This window comes from Pseudomonas sp. MWU12-3103b, from assembly GCF_023100615.1.
Classification (GTDB): domain Bacteria; phylum Pseudomonadota; class Gammaproteobacteria; order Pseudomonadales; family Pseudomonadaceae; genus Aquipseudomonas; species Aquipseudomonas putida_A.
In genome coordinates this window covers 791,586-811,886 of the sequence record NZ_JALMEY010000001.1, presented here as the reverse complement: position 1 = coordinate 811,886, position 20,301 = coordinate 791,586, and the positions used below count along the sequence as shown (strand labels likewise).

The window sequence follows — 20,301 nt, the reverse complement described above, 5'->3', positions numbered from 1 at the left end:
TCGAGAAGATCGAACCGTCAAAAGAGCCAAACATCACCGCTCTTTCAACTCCTTCCAGGCTTCGATGAACTGAAGCAAGTCGCTGTCGAAAACCGCGCAACTCGTTGAATCTCAAGGAGTTTTCCGTTTCGACTGCGCCGGAAGTGGGGCGAATTATAGACTTCTAAAATTCGCCGTCAACCCTTATTTCAAAATTTATTCAGCTTTCAGTGTGATACGTGCAAATGCCTTCTTGCCCGCCTGGCAAACGTGGGTCGCGCCCAGCACATATATAAAGGAGCGATCAACCACCTCACCATCCACACGCACACCACCAGAAGCCAACAGATCACGCGCCGCTGCCGAGTTCTTCACCAGGCCTGCCTTATTAAGGACGGCCGCAATCGGCATATCTTCAGCAGAGGCCAGTTCGATCTCCGGCAGATCATCCGGCAGCTCACCATCCTTCATACGGTTACCAGCAGCGCGATGCGCATTGGCGGCAGCCTCCTCACCGTGGAAGCGCGCGACAATCTCTTCTGCCAGCTTGATCTTGATATCGCGCGGGTTAGCCCCTGCCTCTACATCCGCACGGAAGGCATCGATCTCATCCATCGAACGGAAGCTGAGCAGCTCAAAGTAACGCCACATCAGCGCATCCGGAATCGAAACCAGCTTGCCGTACATCACACCTGGCGCTTCCTGGATACCCACGTAGTTGCCCAACGACTTGGACATCTTCTTCACGCCATCCAGGCCCTCGAGCAACGGCATGGTCAGAATGCACTGAGCTTCCTGACTATAACCACGCTGCAGCTCACGCCCCATCAGCAAGTTGAACTTCTGATCGGTACCGCCCAGTTCGACATCCGCGCGCAGAGCAACCGAGTCATAACCCTGAACCAGCGGATAGAGGAACTCATGAATAGCGATCGGCTGATTGGTGGTGTAACGCTTATCGAAGTCATCACGCTCAAGCATACGCGCGACAGTGTATTGCGAAGTCAGACGAATAAAGTCCGCCGGCCCCATCTGATCCATCCAGGTGGAGTTGAACGCAACTTCGGTTTTCGCCGGATCCAGAATCTTGAACACCTGAGACTTGTAGGTCTCGGCGTTTTCCAAAACCTGCTCGCGAGTCAAAGGAGGACGCGTAGCGCTCTTGCCGCTTGGATCACCGATCATCCCGGTGAAGTCACCAATCAGGAAGATCACCTGATGCCCCAATTCCTGGAACTGGCGCAGCTTATTAATAAGCACGGTGTGACCCAAGTGCAGATCCGGGGCGGTTGGATCGAAACCAGCCTTGATACGCAGCGGCTGGCCGCGCTTGAGCTTCTCGATCAGCTCGGACTCGACCAATAGTTCTTCCGCACCACGTTTAATCAGCGCTAGCTGCTCTTCAACCGACTTCATAACAGACCCGCAAGGCTCAGATTCAAAGGGAACCAACCATACAAGATCGTGCACCAATTACAAGTTTTGCCCGGCGCACGGACACCAATCTGCAGACAGGGTGTCTGTAGACTTGCTTCGGGGATGATTTGGTTATATTTTATACAGTTATTTCATCTTCATCATGTCATTCATCTTTTCCAATTCATCTTTTTTCAAAGTCAAAATTACTTATGACCACTGAACCGTCTAAAGCGCCACCGCTTTACCCGAAGACCCACCTGCTCGCCGCAAGTGGAATCGCCGCCCTTCTCAGCCTGGCGCTCCTGGTATTTCCTTCCAGTGATGTTGAAGCCAAAAAGACGACCCTGAGCCTGGAACTGGAAAGTCCTGCTGAACAACTGACACAAGATCAAGACGCTGCTGACGCGATTCAAGCCACAAATGAGCCAGCAGCTTCACCTTTCGCCCAGATCGAAAACAGCACCGAAGAAACCCCGAAAACCGCTGAAGCCGCACCTGCCCCAGCTCCGGCTGCAGAGAAACCAAAAGCCCCGGGGCACCGCGAAGTCGTCGTCTCCAAAGGCGATACGCTCTCTACATTGTTCGAGAAAGTCGGTCTGCCAGCCGCTGCTGTGCACGAAGTGCTGGCCAGCGACAAACAAGCCAAACAGTTCAGCCAGCTCAAGCACGGCCAGAAGCTGGAGTTCGAATTGAACCCGGAAGGCCAACTGACCAGCCTGCACAGCAAGGTCAGCGACGTCGAAACCATTACCCTGACCAAGAATGACAAGGGCTACGCATTCAACCGCGTAACAGCCAAGCCGACCGTTCGCACGGCTTACGTGCACGGCGTGATCAATAGCTCCCTGTCACAATCCGCTGCCCGTGCAGGCCTGTCCCATAGCCTGACCATGGATATGGCCAGCGTCTTCGGCTACGACGTCGACTTCGCTCAGGACATCCGTCAAGGTGACGAATTCGACGTGATCTACGAGCAGAAAGTGGTCAACGGCAAGGCAGTGGGCACCGGCCCGATTCTGTCTGCACGCTTCACCAACCGCGGCAAGACCTACACCGCCGTGCGTTACACCAACAAACAAGGCAACAGCAGCTATTACACCGCTGATGGCAACAGCATGCGTAAGGCGTTCATCCGTACCCCGGTGGACTTCGCCCGCATCAGTTCGAAATTCTCCATGGGCCGCAAACACCCGATCCTCAACAAGATCCGCGCCCACAAAGGCGTCGATTACGCAGCGCCACGCGGTACGCCAATCAAGGCTGCCGGTGACGGTAAAGTGCTGTTGGCTGGTCGCCGCGGTGGCTACGGCAACACGGTGATCATCCAGCACGGCAACACCTACCGCACGCTGTATGGCCACATGCAAGGCTTCGCCAAAGGCGTGAAAACCGGCGGCAGCGTCAAGCAGGGCCAAGTGATCGGTTACATTGGTACCACCGGCCTGTCCACTGGACCGCACTTGCACTATGAGTTCCAGGTCAACGGTGTTCACGTCGACCCACTGGGCCAGAAGCTGCCGATGGCAGATCCGATCGCCAAGTCCGAGCGCGCACGTTTCCTTGCGCAGAGCCAGCCGCTGATGGCGCGCATGGATCAAGAGAAGGCCACCATGCTGGCTTCGAGCAAGCGCTAAGCCATGGCTCTTTATATCGGCGTGATGTCCGGCACCAGTCTCGATGGGCTGGACATCGCCCTGATCGAGCAGACCTCGGCGATCAAACTGATCGCCACGCATTACATCCCCATGCCTGAAACCCTGCGCGCCGAGCTGCTTGGCTTGTGCGCCAGCGGCCCCGACGAGATTGCCCGCTCGGCGATCGCCCAGCAGCACTGGGTAAAACTAGCGGCCCAGGGCATCCATACCCTCCTCGATCAGCAGCAACTGAAGCCTGAGGCCATTCGTGCAATCGGCAGCCATGGCCAGACCATTCGCCATGAGCCCGCTCGTGGCTTCACAGTGCAGATCGGCAATCCCGCACTACTGACCGAGCTGACCGGCATCACCGTGGTTAGCGACTTCCGCAGCCGCGACGTGGCTGCTGGCGGTCAGGGTGCCCCGCTGGTACCAGCCTTCCATGAGGCTTTGTTCGAAGAGCGTAACGGCAACCGCGCAGTCCTGAATGTCGGCGGTTTCAGCAATCTCAGTCTGATAGAACCGACCAGGCCTGTAGCCGGTTTCGACTGCGGCCCTGGGAATGTGCTGATGGATGCCTGGATTCATCAGCAACGCGGCGAGAACTATGATCGCAACGGCCAGTGGGCAGCCACCGGCACGGTCGAGCCAGTCTTGCTGAAAGCTCTGCTCGGCGACCCGTTCTTCGTGACCAAAGGCCCGAAGAGCACTGGCCGGGAAGTGTTCAACCTGCCGTGGCTGGAGCACCACCTCTCAAGTTTGCCGAGCTTCGCTGCTGAAAACGTTCAGGCAACGCTGCTCGAACTGACGGCGCAGACCATCGTCGAGTCGCTGCAAAGCGCTCAATCCGATACGCGGGAAATGTTGGTCTGCGGCGGCGGCGCTCACAACGCTACGCTGATGAAACGTCTTGCCGACCTGCTGCCTAACGCCACCGTCGCCAGCACCGCCACTCACGGCGTCGATCCGGACTGGGTCGAGGCAATGGCCTTCGCCTGGCTGGCCCATTGCTGCCTCGAAGGCATTGCCGCCAATCGCCCGAGCGTCACCGGCGCCAAAGGCCTGCGGGTACTCGGCGCCATCTACCCGAACTGAACAAAAGACAGGTAACAAAAAACGCCGCAGAACCGTAAGGCTCTGCGGCGTTTTGTTGTGCGCAGCGAGGTGCGATCAGATCGAGAACGAAGAGCCGCAACCACAAGTCGTGGTGGCGTTCGGGTTCTTGATCACGAAGCGCGAACCTTCCAGACCTTCCTGATAGTCCACTTCGGCACCCGCCAAGTACTGGAAACTCATCGGATCGACCACCAGACTCACGCCTTCGCGCTCGACGATGGTGTCGTCCTCGGCCACATCTTCATCGAAGGTGAAGCCGTACTGAAACCCTGAACAACCGCCGCCCGTAACGAATACGCGCAGCTTCAAGCGATCATTCCCCTCTTCATCGACCAGGCTCTTCACCTTGTGCGCAGCACCTTGGGTGAATTGCAAAGCCGTGGGGGTGAAGGATTCGACGCTCATGCTGACTATCTCCCGGCGTTACGCCGCCATAATGCGTGATGACGCGCATTATCCGCTTGTCCTAGAAAATCGGTCAACTATTGTTACGGTATATCAATAAACCCGACCAACTGCCCAGAATGCAAAAAGGCCCGTTTGACGGGCCTTTTTGCTGTGTTGCCGAACGTGTTACGGCAGCATACCGGCGTGGGACAGGCCGAAGCGCTCATCCAGGCCGAACAGGATGTTCATGTTCTGCACCGCCTGACCCGACGCGCCTTTGACCAGGTTGTCGATCACCGACAGCACCACCACCAGATCACCATCCTGCGGACGATGCACAGCGATGCGGCAGACGTTGGCGCCACGCACGCTGCGAGTTTCCGGGTGGCTGCCGGCCGGCATCACGTCGACGAACGGCTCGTTGGCATAACGCTTTTCGAACAGTGCCTGCAGATCCACCGAACGATCAACCACGGTCGCGTAGAGCGTGGAATGAATGCCACGAATCATCGGGGTCAGGTGCGGAACGAAGGTCAGACCGACATCCTTACCGGCAGCGCGACGCAGACCCTGGCGAATTTCCGGCAGATGACGGTGACCTTTCACCGCATAAGCCTTCATGCTTTCCGACGTCTCGGAGTACAGCGAGCCTACAGACGCGCCGCGACCGGCACCGCTGACGCCGGATTTGCAGTCAGCGATCAGACGCGAAGTGTCAGCCAGACCCGCCTCAAGCAGCGGCAGGAAACCCAACTGCGTAGCGGTTGGATAGCAGCCGGGAACGGCGATCAGACGCGCCTTCTTGATCTGCTCGCGATTGACTTCCGGCAGGCCGTAGACCGCCTCGTCCAGCAACGCCGGCGCACCGTGTGGCTGTCCGTACCATTTGGCCCATTCTTCAGCGTCCTGCAACCGGAAGTCCGCTGACAGGTCGATGACCTTGGTGCCCGCCGCCAACAGTTCACCGGCCAACGCATGGGCAACGCCGTGCGGGGTGGCGAAGAACACAACGTCGCACGCACCCAGGGTTTTGACGTCCGGCACGCTGAACGCCAGACCGTCGTAGTGGCCGCGCAGGTTCGGGTACATGTCAGCCACGGCCAGACCGGCCTCGGATCGGGAAGTGATTACCACCACTTCTGCCTGCGGATGCTGTGCCAACAGACGCAGCAGTTCGACACCGGTGTAACCCGTGCCGCCGACGATACCGACCTTGACCATAAACCTGCCCTCAACGAACCCACTGGAAAGCCGTCGATAATAGGGGCCGCGCGCCCCTGCGACAACCATCAAGGTGACGTGCGGACGCTCAAGCCTCTACTATCCCGGCTACCGTGAACCTGGGAATAATCAAAAATGCTCTATCTATGGATCAAAGCGTTTCACATCGTCAGCGTCGTGTGCTGGTTTGCCGGGCTGTTCTACTTGCCGCGGCTGTTCGTTTATCACGCGCAAAGTGAAGACGCGATCAGCAAGGAACGCTTCAGCCTCATGGAGCGCAAGCTGTATCGCGGCATCATGGGCCCGGCGATGATCGCCACGCTGATCTTCGGCGGCTGGCTGATCTACCTCAATCCGGGCATCTTCAGCATGGGCGGCTGGATTCACGCCAAGCTGACCCTGGTGGTGCTGCTGATCGGCTACCACCACATGTGCGGCGCGCAGGTAAAACGCTTCGCCCGTGGCGAGAACACCCGCAGCCATGTCTTTTATCGCTGGTTCAATGAAGTGCCGGTTCTGATATTGCTGGCTATCGTAATTCTGGTCGTGGTCAAGCCGTTCTAACTTCATAACAGCATCACACCTCGGGGGATTTCCAATGTCGTTGCCCGCTCTGCTCGAACAACGTCTGCGTTTGCCGGTAGTGGCGGCGCCGATGTTCCTGATCTCCAACCCAGAGCTGGTGCTGGCCTGCTGCCGTAACGGCGTGGTTGGCAGCTTCCCGGCGCTGAACCAGCGTGAAAGCAGCGGCTTCAAGGCCTGGCTGGAGCAGATTGAAGCGGGCCTGGCGACACTGGACAACCCGGCGCCGTATGCAGTGAACCTGATCGTGCACAACAGCAATCCACGCCTGCAGGCGGATCTGAACATCTGCGTCGAGCACAAGGTGCCGATTGTCATCACCAGCCTCGGCGCAGTGAAGGAACTGGTCGATGCCGTGCACAGCTATGGCGGCCTGGTGTTCCACGACGTGACCACGCGCCGGCATGCCGAGAAAGCCGCCGAAGCCGGAGTCGACGGCTTGATCGCGGTTGCGGCAGGCGCCGGCGGCCATGCCGGCACCTGGAGTCCGTTTGCACTGATCGCCGAGATCCGTGAATTCTTCGATAAAACCCTGCTGCTTGCCGGATGTCTGAACCACGGCCATGAGATTTTGGCCGCACAGCTGCTCGGCGCGGATTTGGCCTACTTCGGTACGCGACTTATCGGCACCACCGAAAGTCATGCGCCTGACGCCTATAAGGACATGCTGCTGACGGCCAAGGCGGCGGACATCATTCATACTCCTGCAGTCTCCGGAGTACCAGCCAGCTTCATGCGTCAAAGCCTGGAGGCGGCGGGTTTCGACATGGCCGCGCTGCAGGGCAAGGGCGAGGTCAATTTCGGTGACAAGCTCAAACCGATCAACGATGAAGCCAAGGCCTGGAAGACCGTGTGGTCGGCCGGCCAGGGCGTAGGCCAGATTGACGACCTGCCGAGCGTCGACCAGTTGATCGCCCGGCTCGACGCGGAATATCGTCAGGCGCTGGAACGCGCGGCGCAGTTGCCAAAACGCTGGCCAAGCTGAGAAAAATCAGGCCAGTCATCGACGGACTGGCCTTACACTTGCTGACTTTCAATTGATTCGCGACAAGGATGCCCCGACCATGAGCGAACCTCGTTACAAGATCGTTTTCGACGGTGCTCTGCAGCCCGGCGTCGATCTCACCACCGCCAAGCTCAATCTGGCGGCCCTGTTCAAAAGCGATGTTGCCGCCATCGAGCGCCTGTTCAACGGCAGCACCGTCGCTCTCAAACGCGACCTGACCCACAGCGATGCGCAGACTTATCTGCAAGCACTGAGCAAGACCGGGATCGATGCACGGATCGAAAGCGAAACGGCGATCGAACTGAGTCTGTCGGACGTGCATGAACAACCGGCGACTTTCAACGAACCCGCATCACCCTATGCGCCACCTCGGGCCAACGTCGGCGAAAACCTGCCAGCATTCGCAGTGCTCAAGCCCTTCAGCGTCGAAGGCCGGATCGGTCGCCTGCGGTTTCTGGCCTGGACGATGGTACTGAGCCTGGTGACCCTGCCGATCGTGGGCATATTCGCCCTGCTCGCTCTCGGACTGGTCAGTGGCGACTCCACCACCGGCCTGATCATTGGCGGGATATTCGCGTTCTTCCTGTTCCTCGGCTTCATCATTGTCAGCATTCTGTTCAGCGTACAGCGCCTGCACGATATCGGCTGGTCCGGCTGGCTCTGGCTGCTGAACCTGGTGCCGTTCGTGGGCAGCTTCTTCCCGCTGGTGATCATGGTCGTGCCGGGCAACACCGGCGCCAACCGTTACGGCCCGCCACCGCCACCCAACAGCACCGCGGTCAAAGTGCTGTGCTCGTTGTGGATCGTGTTCTTCGCCCTGGTATTTGCCGGCGGCATGCTCGGCGGTATCTCGGCGATCCAGCAGGAATACGAAAGCAACCTTGAGAGCAGCTACGAAAGCGGCTCGGTCACCACCGATGAAGTCGAGGTCGAGACTGAACCGGCGAATTCCGTGGACGATGCAGCCGAAGCGGCTCCGGCCCCTGTAGACTCTGCGAAAGAATGAACAACGCCCCCCGCCGTGACACCTGCGTCGCTGGCGCGGAGCTGTTGCGATGGAGAATTGCATGACCCGTTACGCTCTGATCACCGGCGCCTCCAGCGGCATCGGCCTGGCCATGGCCGAAGCGCTGGCCCGGCGCGGTCGCAGCCTGATTCTGGTGGCCCGCCAGCGTGATCAGCTGGAAAGTATCGCGATCGAACTGACCCAGCGCTTTGGCGTGGAGGTGTTGTTCCGCGCCTGCGACCTGGGCGAGCCATTGCGCTTGTCCGGCTTCCTGCTGGAACTGGAAGAAGGCGACCGGCAGATCGATCTGCTGGTCAATTGCGCCGGCATCGGCACCTGCGGCCCGTTCCTCGCCCAGGACTGGATGACCGAGCAGGACCTGATCGAAGTCAACATCCTCGCCCTCACCCGCCTGTGCCACGCCATTGGCAACAGCATGGCGCTGCAGGGCGGCGGACAGATCCTCAACGTCGCCTCGGTGGCGGCGTTCAATCCCGGCCCGTGGATGAGCACTTACTACGCCAGCAAGGCTTACGTATTGCACTTCTCCGAAGCGCTGCGGGTTGAACTGAAACAGAGCGCGGTCAAAGTCTCGGTACTTTGCCCCGGCCCGACCCGCACCGCTTTCTTCCGCACCGCGCAGCTCAATAGCGACAAACTCAAGGACAGCAAACTGCTGATGAGCCCCGAGGAAGTCGCGCTGTACACCGTGCGTGCGCTGGAGAAAAACCGCGCCATCATCATTCCGGGACGACGCAACCGCTGGCTGGCCTTCCTGCCGCGCCTCGGCTCGCGCTGGCTCAATCGCACCATCGTCGGCATGGTCAACAAGGCTTACTGCCCGCGCTGAACTGTCCTACGGCAAAACACTGGGCGGGGTCATTTCCCATGAGTACACTCAGGCCAGCCCCCACAACGGAGAAAACAGCAGTGGATACTCTGTTCACCAAGATCATCAACCGGGAGATCCCGGCCAAGATCATTTACGAGGACGACCAGGTTCTGGCGTTCCACGACATCGCCCCTCAGGCACCGGTGCATTTTCTGGTGATCCCGAAGAAACCGGTGCGTACCCTCAACGACCTGACCGAAGACGACAAGGCACTGGCCGGGCACATCCTGTTCACTGCCCAGCGTCTGGCACTGGAGCTGGGCTGCGAGGAAGGCTTCCGGGTGGTGATGAACTGCAATGAAAAAGGTGGCCAGACCGTCTATCACATTCATATGCACGTACTTGGTCAGCGCCAGATGAACTGGCCGCCGGGCTGATTCACTGCATCCGCCCCTGTAGGAGCGGGCTTGCTCGCGAAAGCGGAGTGTCTGACATTGATATTCTGAAGGTGCCGACGCCTTCGCGAGCAAGCCCGCTCCCACCAAAAGCATGACCGCGTGGCAAATGACCCAGCGCAAACCTTCCCCGGCCGATTCGGTTAAACTGGCGGTCGAGATTTTTCCCGGAGGTCAGCATGACTACCCAACGTCACTACTCGCCGATTGACCGTCTTCTGCTGCAAGCCGATGCCGCGATGCGTACCCTGCTGCCTTTCAGCGGCCAGCCGTACCGTCCGTCGCCTGCCATCGTGCAGCCGGATGTGCAGATGAGCGATGAAGACACCCGCCACGTCGCCGGCCTGATGCGCATCAACCACACCGGTGAAGTCTGCGCCCAGGCGCTGTATCAGGGGCAGGCGCTGACCGCCAAGTTGCCGCAGGTGCGTGCTGCCATGGAGCACGCCGCCGAAGAAGAAATCGATCACCTGGTGTGGTGCGAACAGCGCATCCATCAACTGGGCAGCCACACCAGCGTGCTCAATCCGCTGTTCTACGGGATGTCGTTCGGTATTGGCGCCGTCGCCGGTCTGATCAGCGACAAGGTCAGCCTTGGTTTCGTCGCGGCCACCGAGCATCAGGTGTGCAAGCACTTGAACGAGCACCTTGAGCAATTGCCGGCCGAGGACGAGAAGTCCCGAGCGATTCTGGAACAGATGCGCATTGATGAAGAGCATCATGCGGAGAGCGCGCTGGATGCGGGCGGTTTCCGCTTTCCGGCGCCGGTGAAGTTCGGGATGAGTCTGTTGGCGAAGGTGATGACCAAGAGTACCTACAGGATCTGACTTCAGTGTTGTCTGGCAGGGCCCCTTCGCGAGCAAGCTCGCCCCCACAGGGTTCTGTTTTTCGGTAATAAAAAAGGCGACTACCGCACGGTAGTCGCCTTTTTTGTGCCCGGGAATCTTACGCCGGCATGTTGCGCGCGTAGAAGATTTCCAGCATTTCGTGTTTCACACGCTCGGTCACCTGAGCACGCTGCTCGGAGGACAGGTTGCTGGTGGCGTCGCCGAACAGGTAGTTATCCAGTTCGAAGTTCTTCAGCAGCATTTTGGTGTGGAACAAGTTTTCCTGGTACACGTTCACGTCGGTCATCTGGTACGCGTCGCGAGTGTCTTCGGAAAGGTAGTTCTGGATCGAGTTGATCTCGTGGTCGATGAAGTGCTTGTTGCCTTCAACGTCACGGGTGAAGCCGCGCACACGGTAGTCCACAGTCACGATGTCCGAATCGAACTGGTGAATGAGGAAGTTGAGCGCTTTAAGCGGTGAAATGACACCACAGGTCGACACATCAATGTCCACACGGAACGTCGCAATACCGGCGTCCGGATGGATTTCCGGATAGGTATGCACCGTGATGTGACTCTTGTCGAGGTGGGCAAGGATGATTTCGGGCAATGGACCCGGGGACTCTTCGATCTGGCTGTCAGTCGGGGTCACCGGCTCTTCCGAGATCAGAATCGTGACGCTGGCACCCTGAGGCTCATAGTTCTGACTCGCGATGTTCAGAATGTTGGCACCAATGATTTCGACAACTTCCGTGAGGATCTGCGTCAGGCGTTCGGCGTTGTACTCTTGATTGATGTACTCGACGTAAGCCTGCTGGTCTTGCGGGGTTTCCGCGTAGCAGATGTCATAGATGTTGAAGCTCAAGGTCTTTGTCAGGTTATTGAACCCGTGGAGCTTGAGTTTGCTTTTCACCGTTAAAAACTCTCTATGTATGCGGCGCAGCCGCGTGATCAAGCATGCCCGTCAAGTGCGAACAACGCACCTGCGTAGGACGGTTAACACCTCTTCGCGATGGCGATTTTGGTTATCTGTTCAGGCGGACGATCCGTCGGTTGACCGATCACTGCCCTGAAAAAAGTGGCGCATTATGCAGACGTCAGCGAGGGATCGCCAGAGTCTGCACTGCTTTTATGATAGTTGAATGTCGATTCAACCGAGCTCGACGATTTCATAATCGTGAGTGATCGCCACGCCGGCCGCGCCGAGCATGATCGAGGCCGAGCAATACTTCTCGGCAGACAGTTCGATGGCGCGCTTGACCTGGGCTTCTTTCAGGCCACGGCCCTTGACCACGAAGTGCATGTGGATCTTGGTGAACACCTTCGGATCTTCGGTCGCGCGCTCGGCTTCGAGGAACGCTTCGCAGCTTTCAACCGCCTGACGCGACTTCTTCAGGATGCTGACCACGTCGAAGTTGCTGCAACCGCCAACGCCCAGCAGGAGCATTTCCATCGGGCGAACACCCAGATTACGACCACCGGCGTCCGGCGGTCCGTCCATGACCACAACATGACCGCTACCGGATTCGCCGAGGAACATGGCTTCGCCAGCCCATTGGATGCGTGCCTTCATCGCCAAGACTCCACTGTAGAAAAAAGGGTCGCCAGCTTAGCACAGGCCTTTGCTCTGGCAGCGCCCGGCGTTCCTAGGACGGATGCCTCAGCTGCGTAGGTAATTTCTCGAATTTTCGACGAAGTGTCTGGTAAGCTGGCGCCAATTCGCTGGCGCCAATTGTCAGCCTGTGTAGCGACCGCCTTCAGCGCCTCATAAAAAAATCAAACATCACCGTGCAGTCTTTTCGGGATACAACCATGGTTGCTATTACCCCCACACCCAAAATCAAGAACCTCGACAAGCTGTTGATGCATTGCCAGCGCCGTCGCCATGCGGCCAAGAGCAACATCATCTGCGCCGGCGATCGCTCGGACACGCTGTACTTCATCATCAAAGGTTCGGTCACCATCTTGATCGAAGATGACGACGGCCGCGAAATGATCATCGCCTACCTCAACGCCGGGGACTTCTTCGGCGAGCTGGGTCTGTTCGAACAGGCAGGCCAGGAACAGCAACGCAGCGCCTGGGTGCGGGCCAAGGTCGAATGCGAAATCGCCGAAATCAGCTACGTGAAGTTCCGCGAACTGTCGCAGCAGGATCCAGACATTCTTTACGTCCTCAGCGGACAAATCGCCCAACGTCTGCGCAATACCACGCGCAAGGTCGGCGACCTGGCGTTCTTCGACGTTACCGGTCGCGTGGCCCGCTGCCTGCTGGAGCTGTGTAAGCAGCCCGACGCGATGACCCACCCGGACGGCATGCAGATCAAGGTGACCCGTCAGGAAATCGGCCGGATTGTCGGTTGTTCGCGGGAGATGGTCGGTCGCGTGCTCAAGGATCTTGAAGAACGCAACCTGGTCGATGTGAAAGGCAAGACCATGGTCGTCTTCGGCACGCGCTAAGCGCACAAAATCAGGCGCTGTAGACCTGCGCCAGCATCAGACGAAACAGCTCATCCAGACGCGCCAAAGCCGTTGGCGCGACAAACTTCTCATGCAGGGCGATGTGGCTTTCGGCGCGCACCCGCTGCTCCAGACCGCAAGCCTCGTTGAAGCGATTGACCGCTGCAACCATCGACTCGCGCTCGTTATCCATCAGCATCGCCCCGTGCACCAGCCCCACCGGACGCTGACCGCCCTGACTCTGGCGCCAGCGCTGAGCGGTGCCGACCATCTTTCGGCCGTCGAGATTGACGTTGAAACGACCGTCGCAGAACGCACCGTCGATTTCGCCCAACGACGACGTGCCGCCCAACTCATCCAGCAACTCGCAGATCGGATCGCACAGACGCCGGTAGCCGGTTTCGATGCGGTTCAAATCACCCTCGCTGCGGGGCGGGGCATAGACCAACGCGATGTTGATGGTTGAGGCGGATTGCGGGACCGGTTCACCGCCGGTTTCCCGCAGCAAGACTGGCCAACCGGCAGCAGCGGAGACTTCGCAGGCGTGGTCAAAACCGGGTAGACGATTGAGCCGGCGCGGCATGACCAAGGCGCGATCACTGGGTTGCCAGAACAGCAGGCCGAATTCGGCGTCGCCGGCGCAGATCGAGGCCAACAAGTCTTGTTCGGCCTTGAGGCCGGCTTCGATGGTCAGGGGGGTTGGCAGCGACATGGAGAACTCCGGCAGATCGTAAATCTTCGGGAAATTTGAAGGCCCTTTCGCGAGCAAGCCCGCTCCCACAGGGGGAAATGCATTCCAAATGTGGGAGCGGGCTTGCTCGCGAAGGGGTCGACTCGGTCTAACGGCAATCAGTCGAGAGTCGAACCACTGACCGGAACGCCACGCTCCGGGAAGAACAGGCGCTGCAGTTCGGTGCCCGGGCTTTCCGCGCGCATGAACGCTTCGCCAACCAAGAACGCATAAACGTCGCTGATTTCCATCAGCTCGACATCGGCACGGTTGAGAATGCCGCTCTCGGTGATCACCAGGCGATCACGCGGGATGCGCGGCAGCAGGTCGAGGGTGGTTTCCAGGCTGACGTCGAAGGTGTGCAGGTTACGGTTGTTGACCCCGACCAGCGGCGTGTCGAGGGTTTTCAGTGCGCGGTCCAGCTCATCGCCATCGTGCACTTCCACCAGCACATCGAGACCCACGCCTTTGGCGACCGAGGCCAGCTCAGCCATTTTCACGTCGTCCAGTGCGGAGACGATCAACAGCACGCAGTCGGCGCCCAGCGCGCGGGCTTCGACGATCTGGTACGGATCGATCATGAAGTCCTTGCGAATTACAGGCAGTTTGCACGCGGCGCGGGCCTGTTGCAGGTAGACATCAGCGCCCTGGAAGTAGTCGATATCGGTCAGTACGGACAGACAGGTCGCACCACCCTTCTCATAGCTCTTGGCAATGTCGGCAGGCACGAAGTTCTCGCGGATCACGCCTTTGCTCGGCGAAGCCTTTTTGATTTCGGCGATCACCGCCGGCTGCTTCTTCTTGGCCTGCGCCAGCAATGCCTGGGCAAAACCACGGGGTGCATCGGCCGCCTTGGCCAGACTTTCCAGCTCGCTCAGGCTGACGCGAGCGCTACGCTCGGCGACTTCCTGGACTTTGCGCGCCAGAATGTTTTCCAGAACCGTCGGTACACTCATCCCTCATTCTCCACTTTGAATACCGCGGTAAAGGCACCCAACTCCTCGAGTTTTTCCCGAGCAAGACCGGTGTGCAGAGCATCGTGCGCAAGCGCCACGCCTTCTTTGAGACTGGTCGCCAGGTCAGCCGCGTACAGCGCCGCACCGGCATTGAGCACAATCATTTCGGCAGCCTTCTGGCCGTTCTCGGTCTTGCGCTTGCCCAGCGCATCGCGAATCAGCGCCAACGACGCTTCCGGGCCTTCGACCGAGAGGCCGTGCAGGCTCTGGCTCTTCATGCCCAGATCTTCCGGCTCGACCCAATACTCAGTGATCTCGTTGTTCTTCAGTTCAGCGACAAAGGTAGGCGCGGCAAGACTGAACTCGTCCAGACCGTCCTTCGAATGCACCACCAGCACATGTTTGCTACCCAGGCGCTGCAAGACTTCGGCCAACGGCCGGCACAGCGCAGGGGTAAACACGCCCACCACCTGATGTTTGACACCGGCCGGATTCGTAAGCGGGCCGAGCATGTTGAACAGCGTACGCAGGCCGAGATCGCGACGCGGGCCAGCGGCGTACTTCATGGCTTTGTGATGAGTCTGGGCAAACATGAAACCGATGCCGACATTGTCGATGCAACGGGCGACCTGTACCGGCGTCAGGTTCAGGTAGATGCCGGCTGCTTCCAGCAGGTCGGCGCTGCCGCTCTTGCCCGATACCGCGCGGTTGCCGTGCTTGGCCACGGTGCAACCGGCTGCCGCGACGACGAACGCGGACGCCGTCGACACGTTGAAAATGTTCGCACCGTCACCGCCTGTGCCGACCACATCGACCACGCCGTCGAGGGTCTTGAGTTCGACCTGATCGGCCAGCTCACGCATCACCGAAACGGCGCCGACGATTTCATCGATGCTCTCGCTCTTCATGCGCATGGCCATCATGAATGCGCCGATCTGCGCCTCGGTGCATTGACCGGTCATGATTTCGCGCATCACGTCGCGCATTTCTTCGGTGCTGAGGTCGAGGTGTTCGACGATACGGCTCAGGGCTGTCTTGATGTTCATGGGAAGTCCTTAGCGCGTGCCGCCGGTTTGTTTGAGGAAGTTGGCAAACAGTTCATGGCCCTGCTCGGTCAGGATCGACTCAGGGTGGAACTGTACGCCCTCAATGTTCAGGGTCTTGTGCCGCAGGCCCATGATTTCGTCGACTGAACCATCATCGTGCTGCGTCCACGCGGTCAGCTCAAGGCACTCGGGCAAAGTATCGTGCTTGACGATCAGCGAGTGGTAGCGGGTAACCGTCAGCGGATGATTCAGACCGGCGAAAACGCCCTTGTCCTCATGGAATACCGGGCTAGTCTTACCGTGCATCACCTGACGGGCACGCACGACATCGCCGCCGAACGCTTGGCCAATCGATTGATGGCCGAGGCAGACGCCGAGGATCGGCAATTTGCCGGCGAAATGCTTGATGGCTTCGATGGAAATGCCGGCTTCGGTCGGCGTGCACGGGCCTGGCGAGACCACGATGCGCTCGGGGTTGAGCGCTTCGATTTCGGCGACGGTCAGTTCGTCGTTGCGCACCACCTTGACCTCGGCACCCAGCTCGCCGAGGTATTGCACAACGTTGTAAGTAAAGGAGTCGTAGTTGTCGATCATCAGCAACATGGCGTTTCGAACCTCTTGAATTCTGACTTGAAGACAGCCTTCGAATGACTTGCCCGCAGGGCGCTGCACGATGTCGGACGCGCAGGTGACGTCGGCACAGCGGCATTTCAAACGGGTAAGGAAGGCAAAGCGATACAGATCCGGCCGGGCCGGCAGAAAAGATTCAGGCGCGCCAACGCCAACGGGCGTGTGCCTTGATGACTTGATCCAGAAGTTTGCTGACGATCAACACGGGGAAGGTCTCGTTCATACGTTCCGGCACAGTAACTTAGCTGGACGGAGCGTGCAATATGGCGGGGCTGACGGGGGACAAAACTAAGGGAGGCTTCGCGACCGATGGCAAAACGCCGGGAGTTTTTGGTACTGTCGTTTCGTTCACCTACAACAATAAATAAACGGACTTGCTCATGATCAAACAGACGTTGTTTGTACCGCTCGCCGGTTGCCTGCTCGCCATGGCTTGCGCCCAGGCGTACGCAGCACCCGCGCCCTACTCCAACTTCATCGTCTTCGGCGACAGCCTGAACGATGCCGGGACCTTCAAGGACAGCGGCGGCCCGGCCGGCGCCACGCAGCGCTACACCAACCGCACCGGCCCGCTGTACAAGGACGGCACCGGAGAAAACCGTGACCTCAACGCCACCCAAATCATCGGCGGCAAACTCGGTTTCAACCCCGACCAGACCGCCTCCTCGTCCTCGGCCGTGCGCGCCGGTGAAGGTCTGGCCGATGGCAACAACTGGGCAGTGGGCGGCTACCGTACCGACCAGATTCTCGACTCGATCACCACGCAGTCCGCCACCGGCGAACGCACCCGCAGCGGTTACCTGCCGTCGAACGGCTTCCGTGCCGACCCGAACGCGCTGTATTACCTGTCGGGGGGCGGCAACGATTTCCTTCAAGGCCGCGTACTCAGTCTCGATCAGGCCAGCGCCGCAGCCGATCGCCTGGCCGACAGCGCCCGCACACTGCAAGGCGCCGGCGCCAAATACATCATGGTCTGGCTGCTGCCGGACATCGGCCTGACCCCGGCCATCAACGGCTCGCCGCTGCAGGGTTTCACCTCGCAGCTCAGCGCCCAGTTCAACACCGAGCTGGTCAGGCAGTTGCAGGGCATCAACGCCGAAATCATCCCACTGAACATCCCGGTGCTGCTCAAAGAAGCGTTCGCCAACCCGGCGCAGTTCGGCCTCGCGACCGACCAGAACCTGACGGCCACTTGTTTCAGCGGCAACAGTTGCACCGAGAACGCCCGATACGGCATCAACAGCGCCACGCCGGATCCGACCAAGCTGATCTACAACGACGCAGTGCACCCGACCGAAGCCGGCCAGCGCTTGATTGCCGACTACGCCTACTCGCTGCTCGCCGCCCCTTGGGAGCTGACCCTGCTGCCGGAAATGGCCCAGGGTTCGTTACGCGCGCATCAGGATGAACTGCGCAATCAATGGCTGGCCGATTGGGAAAACTGGCAAGCCGTGGGCCAATGGCGCGCCATCGTTGCCGGCGGCGGTCAACATCAGGACTTCGACGGCCAGCACAGCGCCGCCAGTGCCGACGGCAACGGCTACAACCTGAACATCGGCGGCAGCTATCGCGTCAACGAAGCCTGGCGCGTCGGTTTGGCCGCAGGTTTCTATCACCAGAAACTCGAAGCCGGCGACGCCGACTCGGAATACAAACTCAACTCCTACGTGGGCACCGCGTTCGCCCAGTATCAGCAAAACCGCTGGTGGGGCGATCTGGCGATGACCGCCGGCAAACTCGACTACGACAGCCTCAAGCGTAAATTCCAGCTTGGGGTCAACGAGCGCGGAGAGAAAGGCGATACCGACGGTTACGTGCTGGCGATCAGCGGCCGCCTCGGCTACGACATCGCGCAGCAAGCCAGCAGCCCGTGGCACCTGTCGCCGTTCGTCAGCGCCGATTTTGGCAAGACCGAAGTCGATGGCTACTCGGAAAAAGGCGCTGACTCCACGGCGCTGACTTTTGACGACCAGTCGCGCAACTCGCGGCGTCTGGGCGTGGGTATCCAGGGCAAGTACCAGATCACCGCGCAGACTGAAGTGTTCGGTGAGTTCGCTCACGAACGTGAGTACAACGACGACCGCCAGGATCTGACCATCAACCTCAACAGCTTGCCGGGCAACCGTTTCACGCTCGAAGGCTACGAGCCGCAGACCAACCTCAATCGCCTGAACCTGGGCGTGAGCCATAAGCTCACGCAGGATTTGGCGTTGCGCGCCAGCTACAACGTGCGCAAAGATGATGACTTTACCCAGCAGGGGGTGAACGTCGGGGTCAGCCTCGATTTCTGATCTGCTGGCATAAAAAAACGCGGCGCACTCACAGGCGCCGCGTTTTTTTATGGCTGATCACAACACAATGTGGGAGCGGGCTTGCTCGCGAAAGCGGTGTATCAGCCGACATCCATTTTGAATGCCAGCCCGTATTCGCGAGCAAGCCCGCTCCCACAGGGGGATTGTGTGGACTCAGCTTTCCGGGGTCTGCTCAGCCAGGGCCACGGCGCGGAACATCGCGCGGCGTTTGTTCAGGGTTTCTTCCCATTCCAGCGCCGGCACCGAGTCGGCAACGATGCCGCCACCGGCCTGCACGTGCAGTTCGCCGTTCTTGATCACCGCGGTACGAATCGCAATCGCGGTGTCCATGTTGCCGTTCCAGGCAAAGTAACCGACCGCACCGCCATACACGCCACGCTTGACCGGCTCCAGTTCGTCGATGATTTCCATCGCACGGATCTTCGGTGCGCCGGACAAGGTGCCCGCCGGCAGAATCGCCCGCAGCGCGTCCATCGCGGTCAGCCCGGCCTTCAACTGGCCGGTGACGTTGGAGACGATGTGCATCACGTTGGAATAGCGCTCGATGACCATTTTCTCGGTGAGCTTCACCGAACCGATTTCCGAAACCCGGCCAGTGTCGTTACGACCCAGATCGATCAGCATCAAGTGCTCGGCGATCTCCTTATCGTCCGACAGCAGGTCTTCTTCCAGCGCCAGATCCGCCTCTTCGGTAGCTCCGCGTGGACGAGTGCCGGCAATCGGGCGCACGGTGATCAGGTTGTCTTCGACCCGCACCAGCACTTCCGGCGAACTGCCGACGACGTGGAAGTCGCCGAAGTTGAAGAAGTACATGTACGGCGTCGGGTTGAAGCAACGCAGGGCACGATACAGATCGATCGGCGCCGCCTTGAAGTCGATCGACATGCGTTGCGACGGCACGACCTGCATGCAGTCGCCCGCGAGGATGTATTCCTTGATGGTGTCGACGGCTTTTTCGTAGTCGCTCTGGGTGAAACTGGAGCGAAACAGCGGATCAGCCGCTTGTTGCTTGCTGAAATCCAGGCCACGGCGCGGGGTGATCGGCTGGCGCAGTTTCTCCAGCAGTGCCTGCAATTGCGCCTGACCCTGCTCGTAAGCATCGGCTTGCGCCGGATCGGCGAGGACAATCGCGTGCATCTTGCCGGCGAGGTTGTCGAACACCACCACTGCATCGGAAACCATCAGCAGAATGTCCGGCACGCCCAGTGGGTCCGGGTTCGGGCATTTGCCCAGACGCTTCTCGACATAACGCACACAGTCATAACCGAAGTAACCGACCAGGCCACCGTTGAAACGCGGCAGACCGGCGATGGTCGGCACGTTGTAGCGGGCCTTGAAGGTTTCGACGAAAGCCAGCGGGTCTTCGACGTCATGGCTTTCGGTCTCGACGCCATCGACGGTGATGCTCACGTGATGGTCGTGCACCCGCAGCACGGTGCGGCACGGCAGGCCGATGATCGAGTAACGGCCCCATTTCTCGCCACCCTGCACCGATTCGAGCAGGTAGGAGTTTGGCTGGTCGGCCAGTTTCAGGTAGATCGACAGCGGGGTGTCGAAGTCGGCCAGGGTTTCGCAGGCCAACGGAATGCGGTTGTAGCCGTCAGCGGCCAGGCGCAGGAATTCTTCGCGGATCATGGGGTGCCTCGTGGTGTGAGGGGCAAATCAGTCAGGTGTGCAAACGCGCCGGCAAGCCGGCCAGGCATCAG

General features: G+C 59.5%; 20 protein-coding genes. 10 read left to right on the top strand and 10 right to left on the bottom strand.

Annotation, left to right across the window (positions count from 1 at the left end):
• Positions 1-195 precede the first annotated feature (195 nt).
• A complete protein-coding gene (gene tyrS, locus M0808_RS03695) occupies positions 196-1,395 on the bottom strand; it encodes a tyrosine--tRNA ligase (RefSeq protein ID WP_247839945.1) in 1,200 nt (399 codons plus the stop codon).
• Between the two features lie 212 nt (positions 1,396-1,607).
• Between tyrS and M0808_RS03690 the strand changes: the two genes are divergently transcribed.
• Together M0808_RS03690 and M0808_RS03685 are read left to right on the top strand one after the other, a co-directional pair.
• Positions 1,608-3,032 carry a peptidoglycan DD-metalloendopeptidase family protein gene (locus M0808_RS03690; RefSeq protein WP_139055790.1) on the top strand — a complete coding sequence of 475 codons (1,425 nt, stop codon included), beginning with the start codon at positions 1,608-1,610 and terminating at the stop codon, positions 3,030-3,032.
• A 3-nt stretch (positions 3,033-3,035) separates the two neighbouring features.
• Positions 3,036-4,127: an anhydro-N-acetylmuramic acid kinase gene (locus M0808_RS03685; RefSeq protein ID WP_135296672.1), complete on the top strand. Its 1,092-nt coding sequence runs from the start codon at positions 3,036-3,038 to the stop codon at positions 4,125-4,127.
• A 75-nt stretch (positions 4,128-4,202) separates the two neighbouring features.
• Here the strand turns inward: M0808_RS03685 and erpA are convergent, their stop codons facing one another.
• Together erpA and argC are read right to left on the bottom strand one after the other, a co-directional pair.
• Positions 4,203-4,553 carry an iron-sulfur cluster insertion protein ErpA gene (gene erpA, locus M0808_RS03680; RefSeq protein WP_003228776.1) on the bottom strand — a complete coding sequence of 117 codons (351 nt, stop codon included), beginning with the start codon at positions 4,551-4,553 and terminating at the stop codon, positions 4,203-4,205.
• 168 nt (positions 4,554-4,721) lie between these two features.
• A complete protein-coding gene (argC, locus tag M0808_RS03675) occupies positions 4,722-5,756 on the bottom strand; it encodes an N-acetyl-gamma-glutamyl-phosphate reductase (RefSeq protein ID WP_247839943.1) in 1,035 nt (344 codons plus the stop codon).
• 135 nt (positions 5,757-5,891) lie between these two features.
• Between argC and hemJ the strand changes: the two genes are divergently transcribed.
• From hemJ to coq7, 6 genes are all read left to right on the top strand, one after another.
• Complete coding sequence (gene hemJ / locus M0808_RS03670; protein WP_027610742.1) at positions 5,892-6,320, top strand: protoporphyrinogen oxidase HemJ; 429 nt, start codon at positions 5,892-5,894, stop codon at positions 6,318-6,320.
• A gap of 34 nt (positions 6,321-6,354) precedes the next feature.
• On the top strand, positions 6,355-7,323 hold the full coding sequence (locus M0808_RS03665) for a nitronate monooxygenase family protein (protein WP_247839941.1): 969 nt from the start codon (positions 6,355-6,357) through the stop codon (positions 7,321-7,323).
• Positions 7,324-7,402: 79 nt separating this feature from the next.
• Positions 7,403-8,350, top strand: a complete 948-nt coding sequence (locus M0808_RS03660; RefSeq protein WP_103368672.1) for a DUF805 domain-containing protein — start codon at positions 7,403-7,405, stop codon at positions 8,348-8,350.
• A gap of 61 nt (positions 8,351-8,411) precedes the next feature.
• Positions 8,412-9,200 (top strand): SDR family oxidoreductase, encoded by a 789-nt coding sequence (locus M0808_RS03655; RefSeq protein WP_027610739.1) that lies wholly within the window; start codon positions 8,412-8,414, stop codon positions 9,198-9,200.
• Positions 9,201-9,280: 80 nt separating this feature from the next.
• Entirely contained in the window at positions 9,281-9,619 is a 339-nt protein-coding gene (locus M0808_RS03650; protein WP_003228789.1) for a histidine triad nucleotide-binding protein, read from the top strand.
• A gap of 197 nt (positions 9,620-9,816) precedes the next feature.
• Entirely contained in the window at positions 9,817-10,464 is a 648-nt protein-coding gene (gene coq7, locus M0808_RS03645) for a 2-polyprenyl-3-methyl-6-methoxy-1,4-benzoquinone monooxygenase (protein WP_027610738.1), read from the top strand.
• 118 nt (positions 10,465-10,582) lie between these two features.
• Here coq7 and speD read toward each other — a convergent pair whose 3' ends face one another.
• Positions 10,583-11,377 carry an adenosylmethionine decarboxylase gene (gene speD, locus M0808_RS03640; protein WP_027610737.1) on the bottom strand — a complete coding sequence of 265 codons (795 nt, stop codon included), beginning with the start codon at positions 11,375-11,377 and terminating at the stop codon, positions 10,583-10,585.
• A gap of 237 nt (positions 11,378-11,614) precedes the next feature.
• Positions 11,615-12,037, bottom strand: a complete 423-nt coding sequence (locus M0808_RS03635; RefSeq protein ID WP_003228794.1) for an OsmC family protein — start codon at positions 12,035-12,037, stop codon at positions 11,615-11,617.
• A gap of 239 nt (positions 12,038-12,276) precedes the next feature.
• Between M0808_RS03635 and crp the strand changes: the two genes are divergently transcribed.
• A complete protein-coding gene (gene crp / locus M0808_RS03630; RefSeq protein ID WP_007966430.1) occupies positions 12,277-12,921 on the top strand; it encodes a cAMP-activated global transcriptional regulator CRP in 645 nt (214 codons plus the stop codon).
• A gap of 10 nt (positions 12,922-12,931) precedes the next feature.
• Here crp and M0808_RS03625 read toward each other — a convergent pair whose 3' ends face one another.
• The 4 genes from M0808_RS03625 to M0808_RS03610 form a co-directional block, all read right to left on the bottom strand.
• Positions 12,932-13,633: a lipoate--protein ligase family protein gene (locus tag M0808_RS03625; protein ID WP_139055792.1), complete on the bottom strand. Its 702-nt coding sequence runs from the start codon at positions 13,631-13,633 to the stop codon at positions 12,932-12,934.
• A gap of 137 nt (positions 13,634-13,770) precedes the next feature.
• Positions 13,771-14,607 (bottom strand): indole-3-glycerol phosphate synthase TrpC, encoded by an 837-nt coding sequence (trpC, locus tag M0808_RS03620; RefSeq protein ID WP_134787462.1) that lies wholly within the window; start codon positions 14,605-14,607, stop codon positions 13,771-13,773.
• Positions 14,604-15,653, bottom strand: a complete 1,050-nt coding sequence (gene trpD, locus M0808_RS03615) for an anthranilate phosphoribosyltransferase (protein WP_003228800.1) — start codon at positions 15,651-15,653, stop codon at positions 14,604-14,606. The genes trpC and trpD overlap by 4 nt, the downstream gene beginning before the upstream one ends.
• A 9-nt stretch (positions 15,654-15,662) precedes the next feature.
• A complete protein-coding gene (locus M0808_RS03610; protein ID WP_047596412.1) occupies positions 15,663-16,256 on the bottom strand; it encodes an aminodeoxychorismate/anthranilate synthase component II in 594 nt (197 codons plus the stop codon).
• Positions 16,257-16,663: 407 nt separating this feature from the next.
• Here M0808_RS03610 and estP point away from each other — a divergent pair, with 407 nt between their 5' ends.
• On the top strand, positions 16,664-18,574 hold the full coding sequence (gene estP, locus M0808_RS03605) for an esterase EstP (RefSeq protein ID WP_247839940.1): 1,911 nt from the start codon (positions 16,664-16,666) through the stop codon (positions 18,572-18,574).
• A 174-nt stretch (positions 18,575-18,748) separates the two neighbouring features.
• Here estP and trpE read toward each other — a convergent pair whose 3' ends face one another.
• The gene (trpE, locus tag M0808_RS03600; protein ID WP_098965895.1) at positions 18,749-20,230 is read right to left on the bottom strand and encodes an anthranilate synthase component I; all 1,482 of its coding nucleotides are present in this window, start codon (positions 20,228-20,230) and stop codon (positions 18,749-18,751) included.
• Between the last annotated feature and the right edge of the window lie 71 nt (positions 20,231-20,301).

Coding starts and splice junctions, on each gene's coding strand:
- M0808_RS03625 (WP_139055792.1), bottom strand. CDS start 13,633: ATGTCGCTGCCAACCCCCCTGACCATCGAAGCCGGCCTCAAGGCCGAA.
- hemJ (WP_027610742.1), top strand. CDS start 5,892: ATGCTCTATCTATGGATCAAAGCGTTTCACATCGTCAGCGTCGTGTGC.
- M0808_RS03665 (WP_247839941.1), top strand. CDS start 6,355: ATGTCGTTGCCCGCTCTGCTCGAACAACGTCTGCGTTTGCCGGTAGTG.
- M0808_RS03660 (WP_103368672.1), top strand. CDS start 7,403: ATGAGCGAACCTCGTTACAAGATCGTTTTCGACGGTGCTCTGCAGCCC.
- M0808_RS03655 (WP_027610739.1), top strand. CDS start 8,412: ATGACCCGTTACGCTCTGATCACCGGCGCCTCCAGCGGCATCGGCCTG.
- trpE (WP_098965895.1), bottom strand. CDS start 20,230: ATGATCCGCGAAGAATTCCTGCGCCTGGCCGCTGACGGCTACAACCGC.
- tyrS (WP_247839945.1), bottom strand. CDS start 1,395: ATGAAGTCGGTTGAAGAGCAGCTAGCGCTGATTAAACGTGGTGCGGAA.
- coq7 (WP_027610738.1), top strand. CDS start 9,817: ATGACTACCCAACGTCACTACTCGCCGATTGACCGTCTTCTGCTGCAA.
- crp (WP_007966430.1), top strand. CDS start 12,277: ATGGTTGCTATTACCCCCACACCCAAAATCAAGAACCTCGACAAGCTG.
- M0808_RS03690 (WP_139055790.1), top strand. CDS start 1,608: ATGACCACTGAACCGTCTAAAGCGCCACCGCTTTACCCGAAGACCCAC.
- trpC (WP_134787462.1), bottom strand. CDS start 14,607: ATGAGTGTACCGACGGTTCTGGAAAACATTCTGGCGCGCAAAGTCCAG.
- argC (WP_247839943.1), bottom strand. CDS start 5,756: ATGGTCAAGGTCGGTATCGTCGGCGGCACGGGTTACACCGGTGTCGAA.
- trpD (WP_003228800.1), bottom strand. CDS start 15,653: ATGAACATCAAGACAGCCCTGAGCCGTATCGTCGAACACCTCGACCTC.
- M0808_RS03610 (WP_047596412.1), bottom strand. CDS start 16,256: ATGTTGCTGATGATCGACAACTACGACTCCTTTACTTACAACGTTGTG.
- estP (WP_247839940.1), top strand. CDS start 16,664: ATGATCAAACAGACGTTGTTTGTACCGCTCGCCGGTTGCCTGCTCGCC.
- M0808_RS03635 (WP_003228794.1), bottom strand. CDS start 12,037: ATGAAGGCACGCATCCAATGGGCTGGCGAAGCCATGTTCCTCGGCGAA.
- M0808_RS03685 (WP_135296672.1), top strand. CDS start 3,036: ATGGCTCTTTATATCGGCGTGATGTCCGGCACCAGTCTCGATGGGCTG.
- erpA (WP_003228776.1), bottom strand. CDS start 4,553: ATGAGCGTCGAATCCTTCACCCCCACGGCTTTGCAATTCACCCAAGGT.